The organism is Streptomyces sp. NBC_01283 (genome assembly GCF_041435335.1).
Lineage (GTDB): Bacteria > Actinomycetota > Actinomycetes > Streptomycetales > Streptomycetaceae > Streptomyces.
The window spans coordinates 7,961,944-7,980,588 of sequence record NZ_CP108430.1 but is presented as its reverse complement, the minus strand read 5'-3'; the positions used below and the strand labels follow the sequence as shown (position 1 = coordinate 7,980,588).

The window sequence follows — 18,645 nt, the reverse complement described above, 5'->3', positions numbered from 1 at the left end:
GTTGCTCAGCGTTCGGGTTGCTCTCGGTCCAGGAGCCGGCCGTCTCCTTTCGGCCTCGTGCGCGGCTCGCCCGGCGGTCAGAGGCCGGGGAGTTCCGGGATCCCGCAGGTCGATCCGGCGCCGCAGACGCGCCCCTGGCGGAATTTCAGTGGGTTGCCGGGCCCGGAGACCGCGCCGGAGAGCAGCGGGTCCAGGTCCTCTCCGTTCGCGCCGCACCCTTCGAGCGGCGGAATGTCCAGCTCGCCCTGGAGCAGCCCGCCCTCGCTCACGGGATAGCTGCCGGTCAGCTGCGTCTCGACGGGCCGCGAAGTGCGACACCGGGGTCCGACATCGAGGGGCACGCCATTGATCCGTACGTCGTACAGGCGCAGATACTGGCGGTAGCCGACCTTGGTCACCGGCGGCTTGCCCGGCCGGATGATGTTGACGATGGTCGCCGGCTCGGGCTCGAAGCGGACCTTGGCGGTGGTCGGCTGAAACCCGAAGGTGAGGAACGTGCCCTCGGTGTCGGGGAGTTGCATGATCCCGAGGTGGTCGTACTCCACGTAACCGGGCGCCCTGACCTCACGCATCCGCATGGCGAGGCGCATGAGGCCGACCCGGTGCCCGCGCGGGTCGTTGACCAGGGCGGAGCTCTTCAGTTTGCGCAGGGTGGCGAAGCCCACCGGCACCGCGCACATCGAGGTCGCCTCCAGCTCTTCGGCCGCACCGCCCGGGGGCACCGGCGGCAGCCTCTTCGGGTCGAGCTTGCCCTGGGGCGGCTCCGCGGGGCACTGGTCCAGGGCGGCGCGGGGCCGTGGCCCTGCGTGGATGCCCGGGGAAGCGCCGTCCGGGGTGTCGCTGTCCGGGGTCTTGCTGTCCGGGCCGCTGGGGTCGTCCGGCGGCGCCGAGGTCGTCCCTGAATCGGCCGCCACGACAGGGACCGTCGCGAGCAGGGTGTCCGCGCCCCGGGCCGGGGCGCAGGCCAGCCGGGCCGGGGCGGGCTTCGCCCCCTCGGCGCCGGTGACTCCCGGGTCGATGGTGACTCCCGGCCCGCCGCTGGCCGAGGCAGGGGCGGCGGCCAGTGCGAGGCCCAACTGCCCCACCCTGAAGGTGACATCGCCTTCGGAGCCGACGGTCACATACGGCACGCCGCCGCTGAAACCGATCTCGACGGCGCCCCGCGCGGGCAGTTCCACCTCGGCGGAGGCCAGGTCCGCCCATTCGGCCCTCGCCCGGTTCCGTCCCTGGGCGACCGCCGTGGTGAGCGCGGCCGTCCCCGCGACCGAAGCCGTCCCCTCGGGCAGCAGATCCGTCACGTCCTGCCGCGGCAGGCTCACCCGTACGCTCACCGACGCGGGCCGGATCGGCTTCCCGACCGCACCGCGCGCGGGAAACATGGCATCGAAGGCGACCTCGACCTGCCGAGCACCCGAGGGCAGTGCGCAGTCGTACGTGGCGGTGAGCCGGGCCTCTCGCTGATCCCGCGCGGCGGAACCGGAGCCGGGCAGCAGGCCGAGCACGCAGGAGGCGGCGACGACCGCGGCCAGTCGCACGCCGCGCCTGCCGCTCGTGGCTCCGGTCATCGCTGCTCTCCGATCAAGGGGGGACCCCGCGGCAGGGGGGCCGCCACGGGGTCGATGGAGGGGGTACTCACGTGGGCCGGGGAGAGCCGGGACCCCGTGCACGAAGGGGCGACCGCACCCGGGAGGGCCGGAGCAGACCCCGGAAAAGACCTTCCGACAAAGCCTGTTCTGCTTCCCGTCCAGCTTGCGATCCGGACCTTACGCACGAGTAACCGAACGGCGCAACGGCCGAATTGGAAAAGCGCCCGGGACCGAAATCACCAGGCATTTCCTTGTCCCTCGGACAGTAATTCCAGGAGCGGCTTCGTACGCAGATGAGTACTCCGCGCCCAACCTCTTGACGACGGGCGGTTCCGGCTCTCCTCACGCGATCACGGCCGGAGGCGGCACCCGCTTTTGTCACCCGAACAACAACACATGGAAGAGGTTCATCCCCGGGTGAGCATTCTGCTCCCGACCCCTTGACGGACCCCGCTTCGACAGGGCGCCCTGAACACGTCACCAGTGGAACGGGGTTGTCCGAAAGAGAGTCATGAGCAGGGTGCACACCGGCTGTCCATGGTCTACCGTGCCAGGGGTTCCAAAGCGCCGAGATCAATCATGACCCGCCGCCAGCCGACGACCACCGAGGTCGTCCGGGACCGGTTCCGTCCCCATCACGGCCGGTCAGCGGTTTCGATCACGGGCGGAGTAAGGGGAGTTCCATGACAACTGCGTTAAGGGCGGGGGATGCGGGACATCCGGCGTCCGTTCTCCCCCGCGAGTTCGCCGCGGTCATGCGGCCCGAACTTCCCGGACTCATCCAGGAAGTCATCGAGGAGATCCGTCGCTCCTACCCCGAATACGCGGAAGTTCTCGACGGTCCCTATTCCCGGGCCGTGCATCTCATCGTCGAGCACAATCTGACCAGCTTCGTGGATCAGGTCGCGGCCCCGGACACCTCCACCGTCCAACGCGACAAGGTGTGCCGCATGTTCGGCCGCTTCGAGGCGTACGAGGGCCGGAGCCTGGACACCATGCAGGCGATCTTCCGGCTCGGGGCGCGGCTCGCCCTCAACCGGGCCAAGGGGGTGCTCCGGCGGCTCAACCTGCCGGCCGGTCTGATGCTCTCCTTCGCAGAGGCCCTGCTGGCGTACGTGGACAACCTGATGGAGGTCTCCCGCGAGGGCTACCAGGAGGCCCGGGCGGAGATGGAGCAGGGCCAGGACATCCAGCGGCAACGGCTGCTCAGGCAACTGCTGTCGGACGTCGCCGTCCCCCGGGCGACCCTCGTGGAACTCGCCGAGCGCGCCAAGTGGCAGTTGCCCGACGAGGTCACCCCGATCGCGTTCAGCGCGGACGGCAGACCGGACCGGGGCGCGATCTCCGAGGACGTCCTGGTCGACCTGGGCTCCCCGCTCCCGCACGCCCTGATGCCCGGTTCCGTCGACGAGCACCGCCGCGCCTTCATGGACGCGGCCCCGCACACCACCCGCGCGGCCGTCGGCCTGACCGTGCCGCTCGCGGACGCGGCGGAGTCCCTGCGCTGGGCCCGAAGAGCCTTGAGCCTCGCGGAGGCGGGCATCCTGGAGGACGCCCCGTACATCCACTGCGAGGACCACCTCGTCACGCTCTCCCTCTTCGCCGACCCCGGCCTCATCACGGCGCTCGCCAAGCAACAGCTCGCTCCCTTGGCGGGCCTCACGTCCAATCAGCGCGACCGGCTCATCCACACCCTGCGCGCGTGGCTCGACACCCGGGGAAACGTCCTGCGGATGGCCGACCAGCTCCATCTGCACCCTCAGACGGTCCGCTACCGGATGCGCAACCTGGAGAAGGTCTTCGGCGACCTGCTGGCCTCGCCGGACCACCGTTTCGCCACGGAACTGGTCCTGCGCGCCCTGGAGTTGCGCTCCCGCCGGACCCGCCCGGCTCACCGCCCGGGCCTGCCGTCCGTCACGGGCTGATACGCACGGCCGCGGCGCGGCGCGATCACCCCTTTCGGGGGAATTACGCGGAAGCCCTGTTGTGCGCTGTGACGGGCCCTGCGGTGGGTGCCGTGGCCGATGCCGGTCGCTGATGTGCCGCGTCGGATCTGCTCGGAAGCACCGCGGCCCGTTCCGGCGCTACTTGTCCTGCAGCAGGGTCAGTTCGGCGTCGATGGCCCCCCGCATCAGGTCACGCGCGCGGTCGACCGGCAGCCCGCCGCTGAGCCAGCGCATGCTCAAGCCTTCCAGGAGCGCGGTGAGCCGCTCCCCTGCCGCGGCCAGCGCGGGCGCCGGGGCCATCGGCTGCACCTGCCCGAGGAGCGCCGCCACTTCCTGCACCCACACCAGGGTGGCCCTGGCGAGATCTTCCCGCAGCACCTCGTCGAAGACGGCGCTCGCCCGCAGCTCGCCCCAGGCCGAGCTGTTCTCCTTGACCACCACGGTGTCCTGCAGCTCCAGGAGAAGAACCTCGTCGAGCTCCTCGCGGGGAGCGAGCGGCAGGGCGTCGGGGTCGCGGTCCGTGGTGTAGCGCTCCGCGCGGTCGTTGATGAACTCCAGCGTGTGGCGCAGGATCCCGGTGCGGTCCTTGAAGTGGTAGTAGATCAACCCGGTCGATACGCCTGCCTCGGCGGCCAGCTCCTCGACACGGAGGCCGCGGACGCCGCGACGGGCGATCAACCGGGCGGCGGCTTCAAGGATCTGAGTTGTGCGGGGCGCCATGGCTCCGAACCCTACCGGGCCGGTCCGGGCCCCGAGATCGCGGGCCGTTCGGCATCCGACCGGTCGGACTCAGTATCCGATCGATCGGTCGTCGACGGATCGACCGCCGTGCAACGCACGGACGGCGGGGAGTTGCCGCGAACCAATTCGACCCTCAGCGCCATGCCCAGGGGGGCCTCCAAGGCACCCCGCGATCACGCGGTACCGGCCGGCCGCTCACCTAGAGGTCACCAGAGAGGTCACCAGTAAGGGCATCGAGCTGGGCGGCGAGATCCGGGTGGGCGCGCTTCACGTATGGGCGGGCCGCGATCAGCGGGTCGATCAGGGCCGCCGGGTCGTCGTCGGCCAGAGCCGCGTCGACACGGCCGATCGCGGCCCGCGCTCGCGGCGGAAGACCGGTGAGGGCCGTGACCTGGCCCGCGAGGCGACGCAGGTCGCCGGCGTTGTCCCGCGCCCAGGCGGTGCGGGTGCGGTCGGCGGCGCGGCGCTGGCGCGTGGCCTGCACGCGCTGCTCGCCGGTGCTTCCGGTCGGCCCGGGGCGCTGGCGCAGATAGCGGCGTTCGGCGGCCTGGCGGCTCGCGACCCCCAGAGGCTGGGCCAGATCGGCCCAGCTCGCACCCGCGTGGCGGGCCGTCTCGATCAGGCCCGCTTCCCACGCGGCGAGTTGTTCACGCACCTCGCGCAGCAGCAGGAGCGAGGCCAAGGCCTGCTCCGGGTCGGTGCGGCCGGCGAGTGGGGCGTCCGCGTCGTCCTGCCGGGCGACCCGCATGGCGTCGCGGATGGCCTCCAGGGCAGAGGCGGCGGCCGGGAAGGACGCGGGATTTCGGTCTTCGGCGTGGGGTGGTTCCGGCGGGCCGGTTGCCTCCATGAGGGCCTCCTTCGTCAGTGTCATCGCATGGACGACATCAAACTTGTCATCCATTGGACGACATGCTACAACCGAAGGCAGGTGAAGCGCATTGGCGGGTACAGCCCGAACCTTCAGGAGGTGTTTCGCGATGTTGATGCGCACTGATCCCTTCCGCGAGCTCGACCGCCTCGCCCAGCAGCTGGTCGGCCCCGGCACCGGGTCACGACCGTCCGCGATGGCCATGGACGCCTATCGCGAGGGAGACGAGTACGTGGTGGCCTTCGATCTGCCCGGCGTCACCGCCGAGGCGATCGACATCGACGTGGAACGGAACATGCTGACCGTCAAGGCCGAGCGCCGCCCGGTCGCCAAGCCCGATTCCGTCCAGTTGGAACTGTCCGAGCGGCCCTTTGGCGTGTTCTCCCGCCAGATCGTGCTGGCCGACACGCTGGACACCGAGCGCATCGAGGCCTCGTACGACGCGGGTGTGCTGACCCTGCGCATCCCGATCGCCGAGCGCGCCAAGCCCCGCAAGATCTCCATCGGGAACGAAGCGTCCCGGAGGGAGATCCGCGCCTGAGCCGGAGCCGCACGACGAGTGGTGCGGAGGACGGGCTGATGCCCCCCCTGTGGCCCCCTTTGCCATGGCCCCCATGGCTCCGCCCTCCGCACCTGATGTACGCCCCCGTACAGACAGCACCGGTATCGACACCCACACTCACCCACACCATCCCCTCCGCGACGAGAAAGGCGCGCACGCAGCGATGTTCGAACGACCTGAACCCGCCCGCCCCCTCCCTGTGATGACGTTCCGTCAGATGCTGGAGAAGGTGCGCTACGAAGGCGCGTACCCCACCAGGGAGCGGGCCGAGGAAGCCGTTCGGCTGGTACTCGGCGGCCTCGGCAGGCAGCTGACCGGGGATGAACGCGTCGAGCTCGCGGCGCGTCTGCCCGTGGAGGCCGCCCGCATCCTCACCGCGCAGGTCCCCGCCATCGAGCCCCTCACCGGTTGGGGCTTCGTCAAGGATCTCGCCACCCGGGCCGGGGCAAGCCCCGCCACCACACGCTGGGACACCGGCGCCGTTCTGGCCGCCGTCGCAGCCCTGGCGGGCCCCGAACTCCTGACCCGGATCCTGGGCCAGCTCCCCTCCGGCTATGCCCTCCTGTTCGGCCGTGCCGAACTCATCCAGGCCGCGTAGGCCACCGGCCGCGGTGGCACAGCGCGGGGAGATTTCACGCGCACGCCCGTGCCCGGTTCGGCGTCAGGGCCCGCATCCCGGGTAACGGCGCCCCCAAACCCCGCGGGCGTGCGGCTCACGTCACAGCGCCGGGTGGCGTCCGGCGCTCCCTCGTGGGCACACTGATTTCGAGGTCAGGAAGCGGCCGTGCCCCAAAGCCCCCGCCTCCACGGAGCGAGTGTCGTTCTTCCTCAACCGCCGTCCCGCATCCTGTCTCGCGCACGGTGGTGGTGGACAGGCACGCGCCGGCAGTCACCTCGCCCGCTCTTCATCTGCCGTCGGCCCGCGCGCGCACACGTGCACGCACGCCTGGGCGGCCAAGCACCCCCGCACCACGGCCCGCTGAGGGCTGCGTCACCCCGTTGAAAGCAAAGGAGACCTGCCGTGCTGATGGCCGACCCGACGATACTGCGCGAACTGGTGGAGCAGTACGAGACTTTGAGCGCGCCGCATACGCCGAGCATGGCTCCCGAGACCCGGCAACGGATCGAGGACATCGCCTACACCCTCTGCGTCTCCACCGGCACCCGCAAGGTGCGGTCGGCGCTTGCCGCCGCCCGTCGGCAGTTGGCCATGGCCGATGGCGCGTCGGAGACCCCGCAGCCCGTGTGACAGGAGTGGGGCCGGCGGCGCCTCGCCCGGCCGCCGGCCCGCCGACAGCGTGAAGCACGCGCACGGCCTGGACCGGCCTCGCTCAGATCGCGGACCTCGCCCAGATCGCGCACCTCGCTCACGGCGCCGCGATGAGGGCCGCGATCAGCCCGTCCAGGTCCAGCGCCGCGCTCTCCTCAGAGGCGGGCAGCAGAGCGTACGTCTCGCGGATGAACGCCTCGATCGGCGCCCGCTCGAGTTCCCCCCGGACACGTCCACCGGGGGACGTGAGCGTCACCAGCACCGTGTGACACCCCCGCGGCCGGATCACGACATCACCCTCGCCCACCTGCGCCCGGAGTCCCGACGCAAGGAGATCCCTGGAGAGCACCCAGACCGTCGGGGCCTGCTCGGCCTCGGACCGCGGAAAGGTGAGGGTCACGGCCAGCGGGTCCTTGGTGCTGTACGTCAGGGTCAGCTCGGCTTCGAGCACGAGGTCGAGGGCGTCGACGCGCAGGTGGGACGCGATGGGGCAGGTGAGGCTGGATTCCATGCACAACGGGGTTCCCGGTAGTCGCCCATGCATGCGGAGAATGCGCAGACCGGGTGACACGCGTGCGGCAGGCTGACGTCGCATTCCTCGCTGCGGGCGATGCAGGAATCGCGTTTCAGGCGGACAGGCGGGCGTCGTCCTGCGAGAGCACGCCGGCGAGTTGGGCGCGGGCCCAGGCCACGGCTGCCTCGGGAGTCCGCGTACCGGTGGAGACGCACAAGGTGTACGACACATCGTCCAGCCGCTGCCTGACCTCGGCCGAGTCCTCCCGGCCCTGCTGGTCCAACAGCGAGGAATAGGTTTCGAGCAGGGTGTGCAGGAACGTGGGGTGGGGCCTGAGCACGGGGTGCTCCTTTCCTGGGGCGCGGTGAACCGTCGTTGACTGCCTCCTGGTGCCCGCCGGGGCGATCGGTATTCACAAACCTTCACAAACCTTCGGTACGCCCCAGGCCCCGACCGGGCCCTGGGGCCACGGCCGGTGCCGTCGGGTCCGCCTACGGCATGGAGCGCCCGAAGTACGTGGACGCCGGGGACGCCGGACAAGTTCTGCGTGACGATCTGCGTGCGGTCGACCGAGATCCCGCCGGAAGCTCCGCTGTTCACGACGATCGCCCCGGCGTCCGAGGCACCCGGCACGGAGGCTCCGGAAGCGGTGACGAGGTCGCCATAGCCGTCTCATAGCAGGACATGCAGCGCAGGCAGGGCATGACACCGGCGGCATGGACGAGACCCACCCGTGAGTCGAAAAGTTGTACGAGAGGAGGGCGAAAATGCAGCTCACCGGGGAGCCGCATCCGGCACAATCCCCCTATGGAGATTGCCGAGCACCTTCACGTCCTCGACGCCGAAGGCCAGTTGCTGGCCCGCGCCGCCGAAGCCGCCGGGACCGACGCCAAGGTCGCCACCTGTCCCGACTGGACCGTACGCGATCTGCTGCGGCACACCGGGGCGGTGCACCGCTGGGCCGGCGCGCATGTCGCCGAGGCACACACCTCGCCGCACCCCATCGGCGATCCGCCGGACCTCGACGGCGCGTCCCTGATCGACTGGTACCGGCAGATGCACGGCGACCTGGTCGACACGCTGCGTGCAGCGGCGCCCGACCTGCAGTGCTGGACGTTCCTGCCCGCGGCGTCCCCGCTCGCGTTCTGGGCGCGGCGGCAGGCGAACGAGACAACGATCCACCGCGTGGACGCCGAGTCCGCGCAAGAGGGCACACCTTCCCCGATCGGCACGGAGTTCGCCGCGGACGGGATCGACGAGTTGCTCCGCGGATTCCACGCGCGCTCGCGCAGCAGGGTGCGCACGCAGGAGCCCCGGGTCCTGCGCGTACGGACGACGGACGCGAATGCTGATGCGGTCGCGAATGGTGATGTGCAGGCGGATGCCGTGTGGACCGTGCGCCTCTCTCAGGAGCCGCCCGTCACGGTGCGGGGCGACGAAGGCCCGGCCGACTGTGAACTGTCTGGTCCCGCCGAGCACCTCTACCTGGCGCTGTGGAACCGCGCGCCTTTCCCGCACGTCACCGGCGACACCGCGCTCAGCGCGTTCTGGAGCGAGACGTCCGGCGTATAAGGCGCACGGACTACTGGGAGTCCGCCCGCTGCAGCGTCCGCTCAAGCACCGCACGCTGCAGCGGCCGCACCTCCGCGTGCAGTCGGCGGCCCTTGTCGGTGAGCACGACCCGCACCCCGCGCCGGTCCTCGCTGCACATCGCGCGCTCCACCAGGCCGTCCTTCTCCAGGCGGCCGATGAGTCGGGAGAGTGCGCTCTGGCTCAGGTGCACCCGGCCCGCGATGTCCTGCACGCGGTAGGCGCAGTCGCCGTCGGCCGCGGCGCCCTCGGACAGCACGTCGAGGACTTCGAAGTCGCTCGCCCCGAGGCCGTGTTCCCGCAGGGCGTTGTCGAGTTCGCACAGAGTGCGCGCGTGCACCGCGAGGATGTCGCGCCATTGGTCCACGAGCCCTTGCTCGGCCTTCTTCGCCGCCATGACATCGCACGTTAGCAGAGAACACCTCTTTGTTGCATCAGAATTAAATGCACTTGCACTCAATGCATGTGCATGTACTGTGCTCCGCATGACTTCTCCGCTCACAGCTGTCTCCGCGTCCCCGGAGCGCTGGTCCCCGCGTCTGTGGGGCACACTCCTCGTGCTCTGCGCCGCGATGTTCCTCGACGCCCTCGACGTGTCGATGGTCGGCGTCGCCCTGCCCTCCATCGGCTCCGAACTGAACCTCTCCACCTCGACCCTCCAGTGGGTCGTCAGCGGCTACATCCTCGGCTACGGCGGCCTCCTGCTCCTGGGCGGCCGGGCCGCCGACCTGCTCGGGCGGCGCCGCGTCTTCCTGATCGCGCTGGCCGTCTTCGCCGTCGCCTCGCTGCTCGGCGGGTTCGTCGACTCGGGCCCGCTGCTCATCGCGAGCCGCTTCATCAAGGGCCTGAGCGCCGCGTTCACCGCGCCCGCGGGCCTTTCCATCATCACCACGACGTTCGCGGAGGGCCCGGTCCGCAACCGCGCGCTCACCATCTACACCACCTGCGCCGCCACCGGCTTCTCCATGGGCCTCGTCCTCTCCGGGCTGCTCACCGAGGCCAGCTGGCGCCTGACGATGCTGCTGCCCGCGCCCATCGCCGTCATCGCGCTGATCGCCGGACTCAAGCTGATCCCGCGCAGCGCCCGCGAGAAGAACATCGGCGGCTACGACGTGCCCGGCGCCATCACCGGCACCGCCGCGATGCTCCTTCTCGTCTTCACCGTCGTCGAGGCGCCGGAGGCCGGCTGGGCGTCGGCCCGCACCCTGCTGTCGTTCCTCGCCGCGGCCGTGCTGCTCGCCGTCTTCGTACGCATCGAGCTGCGCACCGCGAGCCCGCTGATCCGCCTCGGGGTCCTGCGCTCCGGACCTCAACTCCGGGCGCAGATAGGGGCGATGACATTCTTCGGCGGCTACGTCTCCTTCCAGTTCCTGGCCACGCAGTACTTCCAGACGCTGCTCGGCTGGTCCGCCCTGGAGACCGCGCTCGCCTTCCTCCCGGCGGGCGCCCTGGTCGCCCTGTCGTCCACGAAGGTCGGCTCGGTGATCGACCGGTTCGGCACACCACGGGTCATCGTGGCGGGCTTCGTCCTGCTCGTCGCCTCGTACGCGCTGTTCCTGCGCGTCACCCTCACGCCGTCGTACGCGTCCATGGTGCTGCCGTCGATGATCCTGCTCGGCTTCGCGTGCGCCCTGGTCTTCCCCTCGCTCAACATCCAGGCCACCAATGGCGTGGACGACGACGAGCAGGGCATGGTGTCCGGCCTGCTGAACACCTCGATCCAGGTGGGCGGCGCGATCTTCCTCGCCGTCGTCACGGCCGTGATCACCGCGTCCTCGCACGGCGCCGACGCCTCACCGCAGGCCGTGCTCGACAGTTACCGCCCCGGCCTGGTCGTGGTCACCGCGATCGCCGTCGCTGGGCTCCTGATCACCCTCACCGGGCTGCGCACGCGTCGTACCCAGGAGACGATCCTGGTCGTGAAGTCCGTGCAGCGAGAGGCCGACGAGGAGCGGGTCGCCGTACACGACTGACCGGACGGCACGAGACCCATCGGCCGGACCGTACGAGACCCATCGGGCCGCGCCTCAACACCCAGCCTCCGGCGGCCAGTTCCCTGCCCCCGCCGGAGGCCCGCCGGTGGCCTGAGAGAACGGACGCGCGGGCGCGTCAGCCCAGCCAGCCGGGGCGCACCAGGCCCGACTCGTAGGCCAGCACCACCAGTTGGGCGCGGTCACGGGCGCCCAGCTTCACCATCGTCCGGCTGACGTGCGTCTTCGCGGTGAGCGGGCTGACGACCAGCCGCCGGGCGATCTCCTCGTTCGACAGACCGATGCCGACCAGCGCCATCACCTCCCGCTCCCGCTCGGTGAGTTCGCCCAGCGGCGCCGCGCTCGCGGGCTCCTTCGAGCGGGCCGCGAACTCGGCGATGAGGCGGCGCGTCACGCCGGGCGAGAGCAGCGCGTCGCCGTCGACCACCGCGCGGACGGCGCGCAGCAATTCTTCGGGCTCGGTGTCCTTGACGAGGAAGCCCGAAGCCCCGGAACGGATCGCCTCGAAGACGTACTCATCCAGCTCGAAGGTGGTCAGCATGACCACCTTGACGTCGTTCAGGTCCGGTTCGCCGGTGAGCTTCCGGGTGGCGGCGAGCCCGTCGAGCACCGGCATGCGGATGTCCATCAGGACGACGTCGGGGCGCAGTTCGCGCACCTTGCGCACCGCCTCCTCGCCGTCCGCCGCCTCGCCCGCGACCTCGATGTCCCGCTGGGCGTCGAGCAGCGCCTTGAAGCCGGCTCTGACCAGCGACTGGTCGTCGGCGAGCAGTACGCGGATCACTGGTCCTCCTGGGGTGCCGTGCGGGTGGGCAGTACGGCGGTGACGCGGAAGCCCCCGTCCGGGCGCGAGCCCGCCTCGATCGTGCCATTCAGGGCGGCTGCGCGCTCCCGCATCCCGGCGAGACCGTTGCCGCTGCCGCCCGCGTCCGCGCCGGTCGCGGGGCCGTCGTCGTCCACCCGCAGGGTGAGCGCCGCGGCCTCGTACCGCACCAGCACGCGCGCGTGCCGCGATCCGGAGTGGCGTACGACGTTCGTGAGGGCCTCCTGGACGATGCGGAAGGCGGCGAGGTCGACGCCGGGCGCCAGCTTCACGCGGGACCCCCGCGTGTCGACCTCGACGGTGAGTCCCGTACTGGCCGCCTGCTCCACGAGCTCGGGCAGCCGGTCGAGCCCGGGGGCCGGGGCGCGCGGCGCGTCGCCGGGCGTACGCAGCGTGTCGAGGACCTGCCGGACCTCCCCCAGGGCCTCCTTGCTCGCGGCCTTGATGGTGGTCAGGGCGGTGCGGGCCTGCTCGGGGTCGGAGTCGAGCAGCGCGAGGCCGACGCCCGCCTGGACGTTGATCACGGAGATGCTGTGCGCGAGGACGTCGTGCAGCTCGCGGGCCATGCGCAGCCGCTCCTCGTCGGCCCGTCGCTCTGCCGCCCGCGCGCGCTCCGCACGCTCCTTCATCCACTGCTCACGTCGTACGCGGGCCAGCTCGGACACGGCGATGATGGCGACGACCCAGACGGCGACGACGGTTTCCTGGCCCCAGGTCCGGGCGCCGTCGCCGTCCGGCGGCAACCACCGGTAGAGCCAGTGCGCGACCAGCAGATGCCCCGCCCACAGCATCGCGACGGCGCCCCACGCGGCGCGGCGGTGCCCGGCGACGACCGCGGCGAAGCAGCCTACGGCGACGGTGAGCAGGACCGGGCCGTACGCGTACCCGGCTCCGAGGTAGACCAGCGCGGTCCCCGCGGTGAAGTAGGCGACCGGGACCGGATACCGGTGGCGCAGCAGCAGCGAGGCCGTGCCCGCGAGCAGCAGAAGCCGGGCATGGACATCGAGCGGCTCCCGGTCGAGCTGACCCTCGGCGGCGTACTTCGAACCGATCTGCACGAACACGGTGATCGCGAGCGTCGTCAGCCACGGCAGCCTGGTGACGTCCCCCGTCTCGTGGCGCTGGTTCCACCAGGGCGGCCCCTGCCGCCACGCCGACGGTCCGCCCCAGGGCAGGGGCGGACCGCCACGCCTGCGTTCGCGCTGCTCATCCATGACGGCAACGCTAGACCGCGCGGTCGGCGGCGGGCGTCCGCCGTGCGTGGCGATCACGCGTACTCCCGCTGGAGTACCCCGACGGGGTGGGTGTCCTCGGCGGCCAGGCCACAGGGCCGCGCGCCCTACGCTCCGAGCGGGCGCGGGCCACCCGGGCGCGCGCGAGCTGCGCGAAGGCTTACTTCTGCTCCAGCAACCCTACCCCGTGGGCGAGTTGAGTGACCGCGTACGAGAAGAACCCCGCACGGTCCTCGACGACGCGGTTGAACTGCCCGAAGACCTCGAAGCCCACGAGCCCGAAGAGCTGGGCCCACGCCGCGACCATCGCGGTGATCACCGCCGGCGGCAGATCGGGCGCGAGGTCGGCGGCGATCCGCTCGGCCTCGGTACGCAGCCCGCCCGGCAGCGGCCGTACGGCGACGCCACGCCCCTGATGGGCGTCACGCACGATCCCGATGAGCAACTGCCCGACGCGCGCGGCGGCTTCGACCGTGGAGGCGGGCGCGCTGTAGCCGGGGACGGGCGAGCCGTAGATGAGGGCGTACTCATGCGGATGCGCGAGCGCCCAGGACCGCACGGCCTCGCACACGACCGTCCAGCGCCGCACCGTTTCGGCGGGCGCGACCTGGGCGTGCGCCTTCTCCGCGGCGGCGCCGAGGGAGTCGTAGGCGTCGATGATGAGCGCGGTGAGGAGGTCGTCGCGGCTGGGGAAGTAGCGGTAGAGGGCGGAGGACACCATGCCGAGCTCGCGGGCAACGGCGCGCAGCGAGAGCTTGGCGGCGCCGTCGGCGGCCAGCTGTCTGCGCGCCTCGTCCTTGATGGCGGCGGTCACTTCGACTCGGGCGCGGGCCCTGGCCCCGCTGGTGGCGCTACTCATGCAAGCAGTGTGCCACGAGTCCGGAGCAGTGCACCAAAACGAGATCGGCGCACTGGAACGTGAGCGGCGCACAAATTAGAGAGCACTGCTCTTGTAATGGAGCACCTGTCTCGTGCACACTGCTCTCAAGCGAGAGCAGTGCTCTCGGAAACTCTTCCGACTCAGGTGGTCACCATGTCTTCGTCCCCTTCCGACGCCTCCTCGTCGTCGTCCCCCACCCCCTACTACCTCAAGGGCAGCCCGCTCGCCGTGCGGCTCAACAGCGTGGTCGGCTGGCTGGCACGGCGCGGCATCAGCCTGATGGGGTCGGCCGAGCTCTCCGTCCGGGGACGCAAGAGCGGGCAGATGCAGCGCATCCCGGTGAACCCGTTCACGTACGAAGGAGCCCAGTACCTGGTCTCGGCGCGCGGGCACTCGCAGTGGGTGCGCAATATGCGGGTGGCGGGCGGGGGCGAGCTGCGCGTGGGGCGCAAGACACGCGCGTTCACGGTCGAGGAGGTCCCGGACGCCGAGAAGCTGCCGGTGCTGCGCGGCTACCTGGAGAAGTGGGGCTGGGAGGTCAACCAGTACTTCAAGGGCGTCACCGCCAAGTCCACGGACGCGGAGATCGAGGCGGCCGCAGGCGACCACCCCGTCTTCCGCGTCACCCTCACCAAGTGACACCACCGGCCGCCCCGGAGCGGCCCCGCTGCTCTACCGGCTCTACCGGTCGAGCGCGCTCAGTGCCCGTCCCGCCAGCGGATGGTTCCGGACCAGCTCGCCGAGCGTCGTCGAGCCACGGGTGATCCTCGCGAACGCGTTCCACGCCGGCCTGAAGCCGGTGATCGCCGCGTGCAGCGTGCCCGGACGGCGCTCGAAGAGGGTGAGCATGCGCCGCCCGACGCTCATCTCGACACCGAGGCCGGCCTTGATCGCGAAGGCGTAGTTCAGCGCCTGGCGGCGGGCGTCGACCGCGTCGTGCGCCTCGCCGATCCGCACCGCCCACTCCCCCGCGAGCCGCCCCGAGCGCAGCGCGAAGGAGATGCCTTCGCGGGTCCACGGCTCGAGCAGCCCCGCCGCGTCACCGCACACCAGGACCCGGCCGCGCGAGAGCGGCGAGTCGTCGCTGCGGCAGCGCGTCAGATGCCCGGAGGAGATGCTCGGCTCGAAGCCCGCGAGCCCCAGGCGTGCGATGAAGTCCTCCAAGTACCGCTTGGTGGCGGAGCCTTCGCCGCGGGCGGAGATGACACCGACGGTGAGGGTGTCGCCCTTGGGGAACACCCATCCGTAACTGCCCGGCATCGGGCCCCAGTCGATGAGCACCCGGCCCGCCCAGTCCTCGGCGACGCTCTGCGGCACCGGGATCTCGGCCTCCAGACCGAGGTCCACCTGGTCGAGCTTCACCCCGACATGTGCTCCTATGCGGCTCGCGCTGCCGTCGGCCCCGACGACCGCGCGGGCGAGCACCGTCTCGCCGCCCTGCAGGACCACCGCGACCGTCCGCCGGTCGGGCACCGAGGAGCCGTGCTGCTCCACGCGCGCGACGGTCACCCCCGTACGCAGCTCGGCGCCCGCCTTCTGCGCGTGCTCGACCAGTTGCTGGTCGAACTCGGGGCGGTTGATCAGCCCGAAGAGCATCTGCTTCGAGCGGCGGGTGCGGGAGAACTTGCCGTCCAGGGAGAACGTCACCGCGTGCACCCGGTCCCTGAAGGGCAGTTCGAACCCGGGCGGGAGCGAGTCACGGGAAGGGCCGATGATGCCGCCGCCACACGTCTTGTACCGGGGCAGTTCGGCTTTCTCCAGGATGAGGACGCTGCGTCCCGCGACTGCCGCCGCATATGCTGCCGACGCCCCCGCGGGCCCTGCTCCCACCACGACGACGTCCCACACGTACTGCGCGTCGTCCGCTGAGTTCTCGCTGCTCACGTTGGTCTACCGCTCCCGATCCAGCTGTTGGCCGCGCTTTCCAAGGCATCCTACGGCGGGCACCTCGGGCACCCTCCTGTGGGAGGATCACCGCACCCGCATATGTACAACGTCGCACCTACGAGGAGCGTGCCCATGTCGCCGAATCCGATCGCCGAGACCGTCGCCTCACTCATGCCGAGGGCGAAGGCGGAGCTCACCGAACTGGTGGCCTTCGAGTCGGTGGCGGACTTCGACCAGTTCCCCAGGAGCGAGAGCGAGGCTGCCGCGAACTGGGTGGCGGACGCACTGCGCGCCGAGGGGTTCCAGAACGTGGCCCTGCTCGACACCCCGGACGGCACCCAGTCCGTGTACGGCGTGCTGCCGGGCCCCGAGGGCGCTCCCACCGTGCTGCTCTACGCGCACTACGACGTGCAGCCGCCGCTCGACGAGGCCGCGTGGACCACCCCGCCGTTCGAGCTGACCGAGCGCGACGGCCGCTGGTACGGACGCGGCAGCGCCGACTGCAAGGGCGGCGTCCTGATGCACCTGCTCGCGCTGCGCGCCCTGAAGGCGAACGGCGGCGTCCCGGTGACCGTCAAGGTGATCGCGGAGGGCTCGGAGGAGCAGGGCACCGGCGGTCTCGAGCGGTACGCCGAGCAGCACCCCGGCCTCCTCGCGGCCGACACGATCATCATCGGCGACGCGGGCAACTTCCGGGTCGGCCTGCCGACGGTCACCGCCACGCTCCGCGGCATGACCCTGGTACGCGTCCGCATCGACACCCTTGAGGGCAATCTGCACTCGGGACAGTTCGGCGGCGCCGCACCCGACGCGCTCGCGGCGCTGGTGCGGGTGCTCGACTCGCTGCGCGCGGAGGACGGCTCGACGACGGTCGACGGGCTCACCGGCGACGAGGTGTGGGACGGGCTTCAGTACGAAGAGGGCGACTTCCGGAGGGACGCGAAGGTCCTCGACGGCGTACAGCTGATCGGCGAGGGCACCGTCGCCGACCGCATCTGGGCACGCCCCGCGGTCACGGTGCTCGGCATCGACTGCCCGCCGGTGGTCGGCGCGACGCCGTCCGTGCAGGCGGGCGCGCGGGCACTGATCAGCCTGCGGGTGCCGCCGGGCGTGGACGCGGCCGAGGCGACCAAGCTCCTGCAGGCGCACCTGGAGACGCACACCCCCTGGGGCGCGCAGGTGACCACGGAGCAGATCGGGCAGGGCCAGGCGTTCCGCGCGGACACCACGAGCCCGGCGTACGCGGCCATGGCGGAGGCGATGGGCGAGGCGTACCCGGGCGAGGAGATGCAGTACGCCGGGCAGGGCGGCTCCATCCCGCTGTGCAACACCCTCGCCGCGCTCTACCCCCGCGCGGAGATCCTGCTGATCGGGCTGAGCGAGCCCGAGGCGCGGATCCACGCGGTCGACGAGAGCGTGTCGCCGCAGGAGCTGGAGCGGCTCTCGGTCGCGGAGGCGCTGTTCCTCCAGAAGTACGCGGCGAGCTGAGCCACCGCGCGGGCCGAGCTGTACCTCCTGCGCTCCCTGTCGGGCAGGCCTGATCGCAGTCAGTCACTGGCGGCCGACGGGGACCCCGGCCTCCAGGTAGAGGGCGACCCCGCGTTCCCGCGCGCGCAGGGCCCAGCGCAGCCGTTCGTAGCGCACGGAGGGCAGCAGCAGGGCCGCCTCCTCCTCGGTGACGAAGCGGCAGTCGCGGAGTTCGGGGCCGGGCAGCAGCATCTGCCGCGCCTCACCGCCGTCGAGGCTGCCGCCGTCGAAGAGGAACCGCATCCCTCCGTAGCCGGGCGGTCGGGGCGGCTCCCAGTCGATGACGAGGAGCCGGGGGGCGTCGGCGAGTTGGATGCCGGTCTCCTCGGCCACCTCGCGCATGCCGGCGCGCGCGGGCGCCTCGCCCCGTTCGACGACACCGCCCGGGAACTCCCAGCCGGCCTTGTACGTCGGGTCGACGAGCAGCACCCGGCCCTGCTCGTCGAAGAGCAGTACCCCGGCCGCGAGTGTCTCGGCGGTGGGCTCGGGGGTCTGCACGATGTCGCAGACGGATGCGGCCCCGGTGCGTATGGCGGCGGCGATGCGCTCGGCGGACTCGCAGGGGGTGAGCGCGCCGGTGTCGATGCGGTGGGCGTCGGCGCCGAGCCAGCCCGCGAGTGCCGTGCGGTACGGCTCGATGTGGTCGAACGACCACTGCCGCACGCGTGTCTCGCCGTTCGGGAGGTCCGGGGCCGGGCGTCCCGATATTCGTTCGCGCAGGATCGTTTCATCCGGGGTCAGGACGACGTGTCGTACGGCGATCCTGCGCGAGGCGAGGCCGCCGAAGATCTCATCGCGGTAGTCCTGCCGCAGCAGGGTCATGGGCACCACGAGGACGCCACCGACCTCGGCGAGCAGGGCTGCCGCCGTGTCCACGACGAGCCGCCGCCAGAGCGGCAGATCCTGGAAGTCGCTCACCTCGGCGAGGCGCTTGGGCGGCAGCAGGTCGCGCAGTCCGCCGCCGATGACCTCGGGGTCGAAGAGTGTGCTGTTCGGGATCAGCTCGATCAGTTCCCGTGCGGCGCTGGTCTTGCCCGCACCGAACGCGCCGTTGATCCAGACGATCACGGTTCCCCCCTCTTCTGTTGGCCCCCTGTGGCTTGCCCGCAACACCCTGCCACGGAAACCAGGTCCTGATGGGGCGACCGTTCCCTGGATCGAAAGGTGCTGCGGCATGTCAAGCGTTTCGCATCTACTTCACCCCATCGGGTGGCAGTCACCCTGCATG

The 18,645-nt window shown here is 71.2% G+C and carries 19 protein-coding genes; 8 read left to right on the top strand and 11 right to left on the bottom strand.

Annotated elements, in window-relative coordinates; genetic code table 11:
• Positions 1 to 77: 77 nt before the first annotated feature.
• The gene (locus OG302_RS36290; protein ID WP_371530646.1) at positions 78 to 1,565 is read right to left on the bottom strand and encodes a DUF6801 domain-containing protein; all 1,488 of its coding nucleotides are present in this window, start codon (positions 1,563 to 1,565) and stop codon (positions 78 to 80) included.
• Between the two features lie 704 nt (positions 1,566 to 2,269).
• On the opposite strand from OG302_RS36290, the gene OG302_RS36285 reads away from it, so the two are divergent.
• Positions 2,270 to 3,511: a helix-turn-helix domain-containing protein gene (locus tag OG302_RS36285; RefSeq protein WP_371530645.1), complete on the top strand. Its 1,242-nt coding sequence runs from the start codon at positions 2,270 to 2,272 to the stop codon at positions 3,509 to 3,511.
• A gap of 159 nt (positions 3,512 to 3,670) precedes the next feature.
• On the opposite strand, the gene OG302_RS36280 is transcribed toward OG302_RS36285, so the two are convergent.
• Positions 3,671 to 4,252 carry a TetR/AcrR family transcriptional regulator gene (locus tag OG302_RS36280; protein ID WP_371530644.1) on the bottom strand — a complete coding sequence of 194 codons (582 nt, stop codon included), beginning with the start codon at positions 4,250 to 4,252 and terminating at the stop codon, positions 3,671 to 3,673.
• A 220-nt stretch (positions 4,253 to 4,472) separates the two neighbouring features.
• Positions 4,473 to 5,144: a type III effector protein gene (locus OG302_RS36275; protein WP_371750341.1), complete on the bottom strand. Its 672-nt coding sequence runs from the start codon at positions 5,142 to 5,144 to the stop codon at positions 4,473 to 4,475.
• A 106-nt stretch (positions 5,145 to 5,250) separates the two neighbouring features.
• Here OG302_RS36275 and OG302_RS36270 point away from each other — a divergent pair, with 106 nt between their 5' ends.
• The 3 genes from OG302_RS36270 to OG302_RS36260 all read left to right on the top strand — a co-directional run bounded on the left by OG302_RS36270 (position 5,251) and on the right by OG302_RS36260 (position 6,952).
• On the top strand, positions 5,251 to 5,682 hold the full coding sequence (locus OG302_RS36270) for an Hsp20/alpha crystallin family protein (RefSeq protein ID WP_371530643.1): 432 nt from the start codon (positions 5,251 to 5,253) through the stop codon (positions 5,680 to 5,682).
• Positions 5,683 to 5,866: 184 nt separating this feature from the next.
• A complete protein-coding gene (locus tag OG302_RS36265; RefSeq protein ID WP_371530642.1) occupies positions 5,867 to 6,301 on the top strand; it encodes a DUF2267 domain-containing protein in 435 nt (144 codons plus the stop codon).
• A gap of 429 nt (positions 6,302 to 6,730) precedes the next feature.
• On the top strand, positions 6,731 to 6,952 hold the full coding sequence (locus tag OG302_RS36260) for a DUF5133 domain-containing protein (protein ID WP_371750340.1): 222 nt from the start codon (positions 6,731 to 6,733) through the stop codon (positions 6,950 to 6,952).
• A gap of 118 nt (positions 6,953 to 7,070) precedes the next feature.
• Here the strand turns inward: OG302_RS36260 and OG302_RS36255 are convergent, their stop codons facing one another.
• Positions 7,071 to 7,484, bottom strand: a complete 414-nt coding sequence (locus tag OG302_RS36255; RefSeq protein WP_371530641.1) for an SsgA family sporulation/cell division regulator — start codon at positions 7,482 to 7,484, stop codon at positions 7,071 to 7,073.
• 115 nt (positions 7,485 to 7,599) lie between these two features.
• Positions 7,600 to 7,827 carry a DUF5133 domain-containing protein gene (locus tag OG302_RS36250; protein ID WP_371530640.1) on the bottom strand — a complete coding sequence of 76 codons (228 nt, stop codon included), beginning with the start codon at positions 7,825 to 7,827 and terminating at the stop codon, positions 7,600 to 7,602.
• 467 nt (positions 7,828 to 8,294) lie between these two features.
• On the opposite strand from OG302_RS36250, the gene OG302_RS36245 reads away from it, so the two are divergent.
• Positions 8,295 to 9,059 (top strand): maleylpyruvate isomerase family mycothiol-dependent enzyme, encoded by a 765-nt coding sequence (locus OG302_RS36245; RefSeq protein WP_371530639.1) that lies wholly within the window; start codon positions 8,295 to 8,297, stop codon positions 9,057 to 9,059.
• 10 nt (positions 9,060 to 9,069) lie between these two features.
• On the opposite strand, the gene OG302_RS36240 is transcribed toward OG302_RS36245, so the two are convergent.
• The gene (locus OG302_RS36240) at positions 9,070 to 9,474 is read right to left on the bottom strand and encodes a MarR family winged helix-turn-helix transcriptional regulator (protein WP_371530638.1); all 405 of its coding nucleotides are present in this window, start codon (positions 9,472 to 9,474) and stop codon (positions 9,070 to 9,072) included.
• An 88-nt stretch (positions 9,475 to 9,562) separates the two neighbouring features.
• On the opposite strand from OG302_RS36240, the gene OG302_RS36235 reads away from it, so the two are divergent.
• The gene (locus OG302_RS36235) at positions 9,563 to 11,050 is read left to right on the top strand and encodes an MFS transporter (RefSeq protein WP_371530637.1); all 1,488 of its coding nucleotides are present in this window, start codon (positions 9,563 to 9,565) and stop codon (positions 11,048 to 11,050) included.
• A gap of 136 nt (positions 11,051 to 11,186) precedes the next feature.
• On the opposite strand, the gene OG302_RS36230 is transcribed toward OG302_RS36235, so the two are convergent.
• From OG302_RS36230 to OG302_RS36220, 3 genes are all read right to left on the bottom strand, one after another.
• Positions 11,187 to 11,852 (bottom strand): response regulator, encoded by a 666-nt coding sequence (locus tag OG302_RS36230; RefSeq protein WP_371530636.1) that lies wholly within the window; start codon positions 11,850 to 11,852, stop codon positions 11,187 to 11,189.
• Positions 11,849 to 13,105 carry a sensor histidine kinase gene (locus OG302_RS36225; protein WP_371530635.1) on the bottom strand — a complete coding sequence of 419 codons (1,257 nt, stop codon included), beginning with the start codon at positions 13,103 to 13,105 and terminating at the stop codon, positions 11,849 to 11,851. Before OG302_RS36225 ends, OG302_RS36230 begins: the two co-directional genes overlap by 4 nt.
• A 178-nt stretch (positions 13,106 to 13,283) precedes the next feature.
• Positions 13,284 to 13,982, bottom strand: a complete 699-nt coding sequence (locus OG302_RS36220) for a TetR/AcrR family transcriptional regulator (RefSeq protein WP_371530634.1) — start codon at positions 13,980 to 13,982, stop codon at positions 13,284 to 13,286.
• Between the two features lie 174 nt (positions 13,983 to 14,156).
• Between OG302_RS36220 and OG302_RS36215 the strand changes: the two genes are divergently transcribed.
• Positions 14,157 to 14,642: a nitroreductase family deazaflavin-dependent oxidoreductase gene (locus OG302_RS36215; protein WP_371530633.1), complete on the top strand. Its 486-nt coding sequence runs from the start codon at positions 14,157 to 14,159 to the stop codon at positions 14,640 to 14,642.
• Between the two features lie 42 nt (positions 14,643 to 14,684).
• Here the strand turns inward: OG302_RS36215 and OG302_RS36210 are convergent, their stop codons facing one another.
• Entirely contained in the window at positions 14,685 to 15,887 is a 1,203-nt protein-coding gene (locus OG302_RS36210) for a geranylgeranyl reductase family protein (protein WP_361840463.1), read from the bottom strand.
• Between the two features lie 135 nt (positions 15,888 to 16,022).
• Between OG302_RS36210 and OG302_RS36205 the strand changes: the two genes are divergently transcribed.
• A complete protein-coding gene (locus OG302_RS36205; RefSeq protein WP_371530632.1) occupies positions 16,023 to 17,378 on the top strand; it encodes a dipeptidase in 1,356 nt (451 codons plus the stop codon).
• 63 nt (positions 17,379 to 17,441) lie between these two features.
• Here OG302_RS36205 and OG302_RS36200 read toward each other — a convergent pair whose 3' ends face one another.
• Positions 17,442 to 18,485, bottom strand: coding sequence for an NUDIX domain-containing protein (locus OG302_RS36200; RefSeq protein ID WP_371530631.1), 1,044 nt, complete (start codon positions 18,483 to 18,485; stop codon positions 17,442 to 17,444).
• Positions 18,486 to 18,645 lie beyond the last annotated feature (160 nt).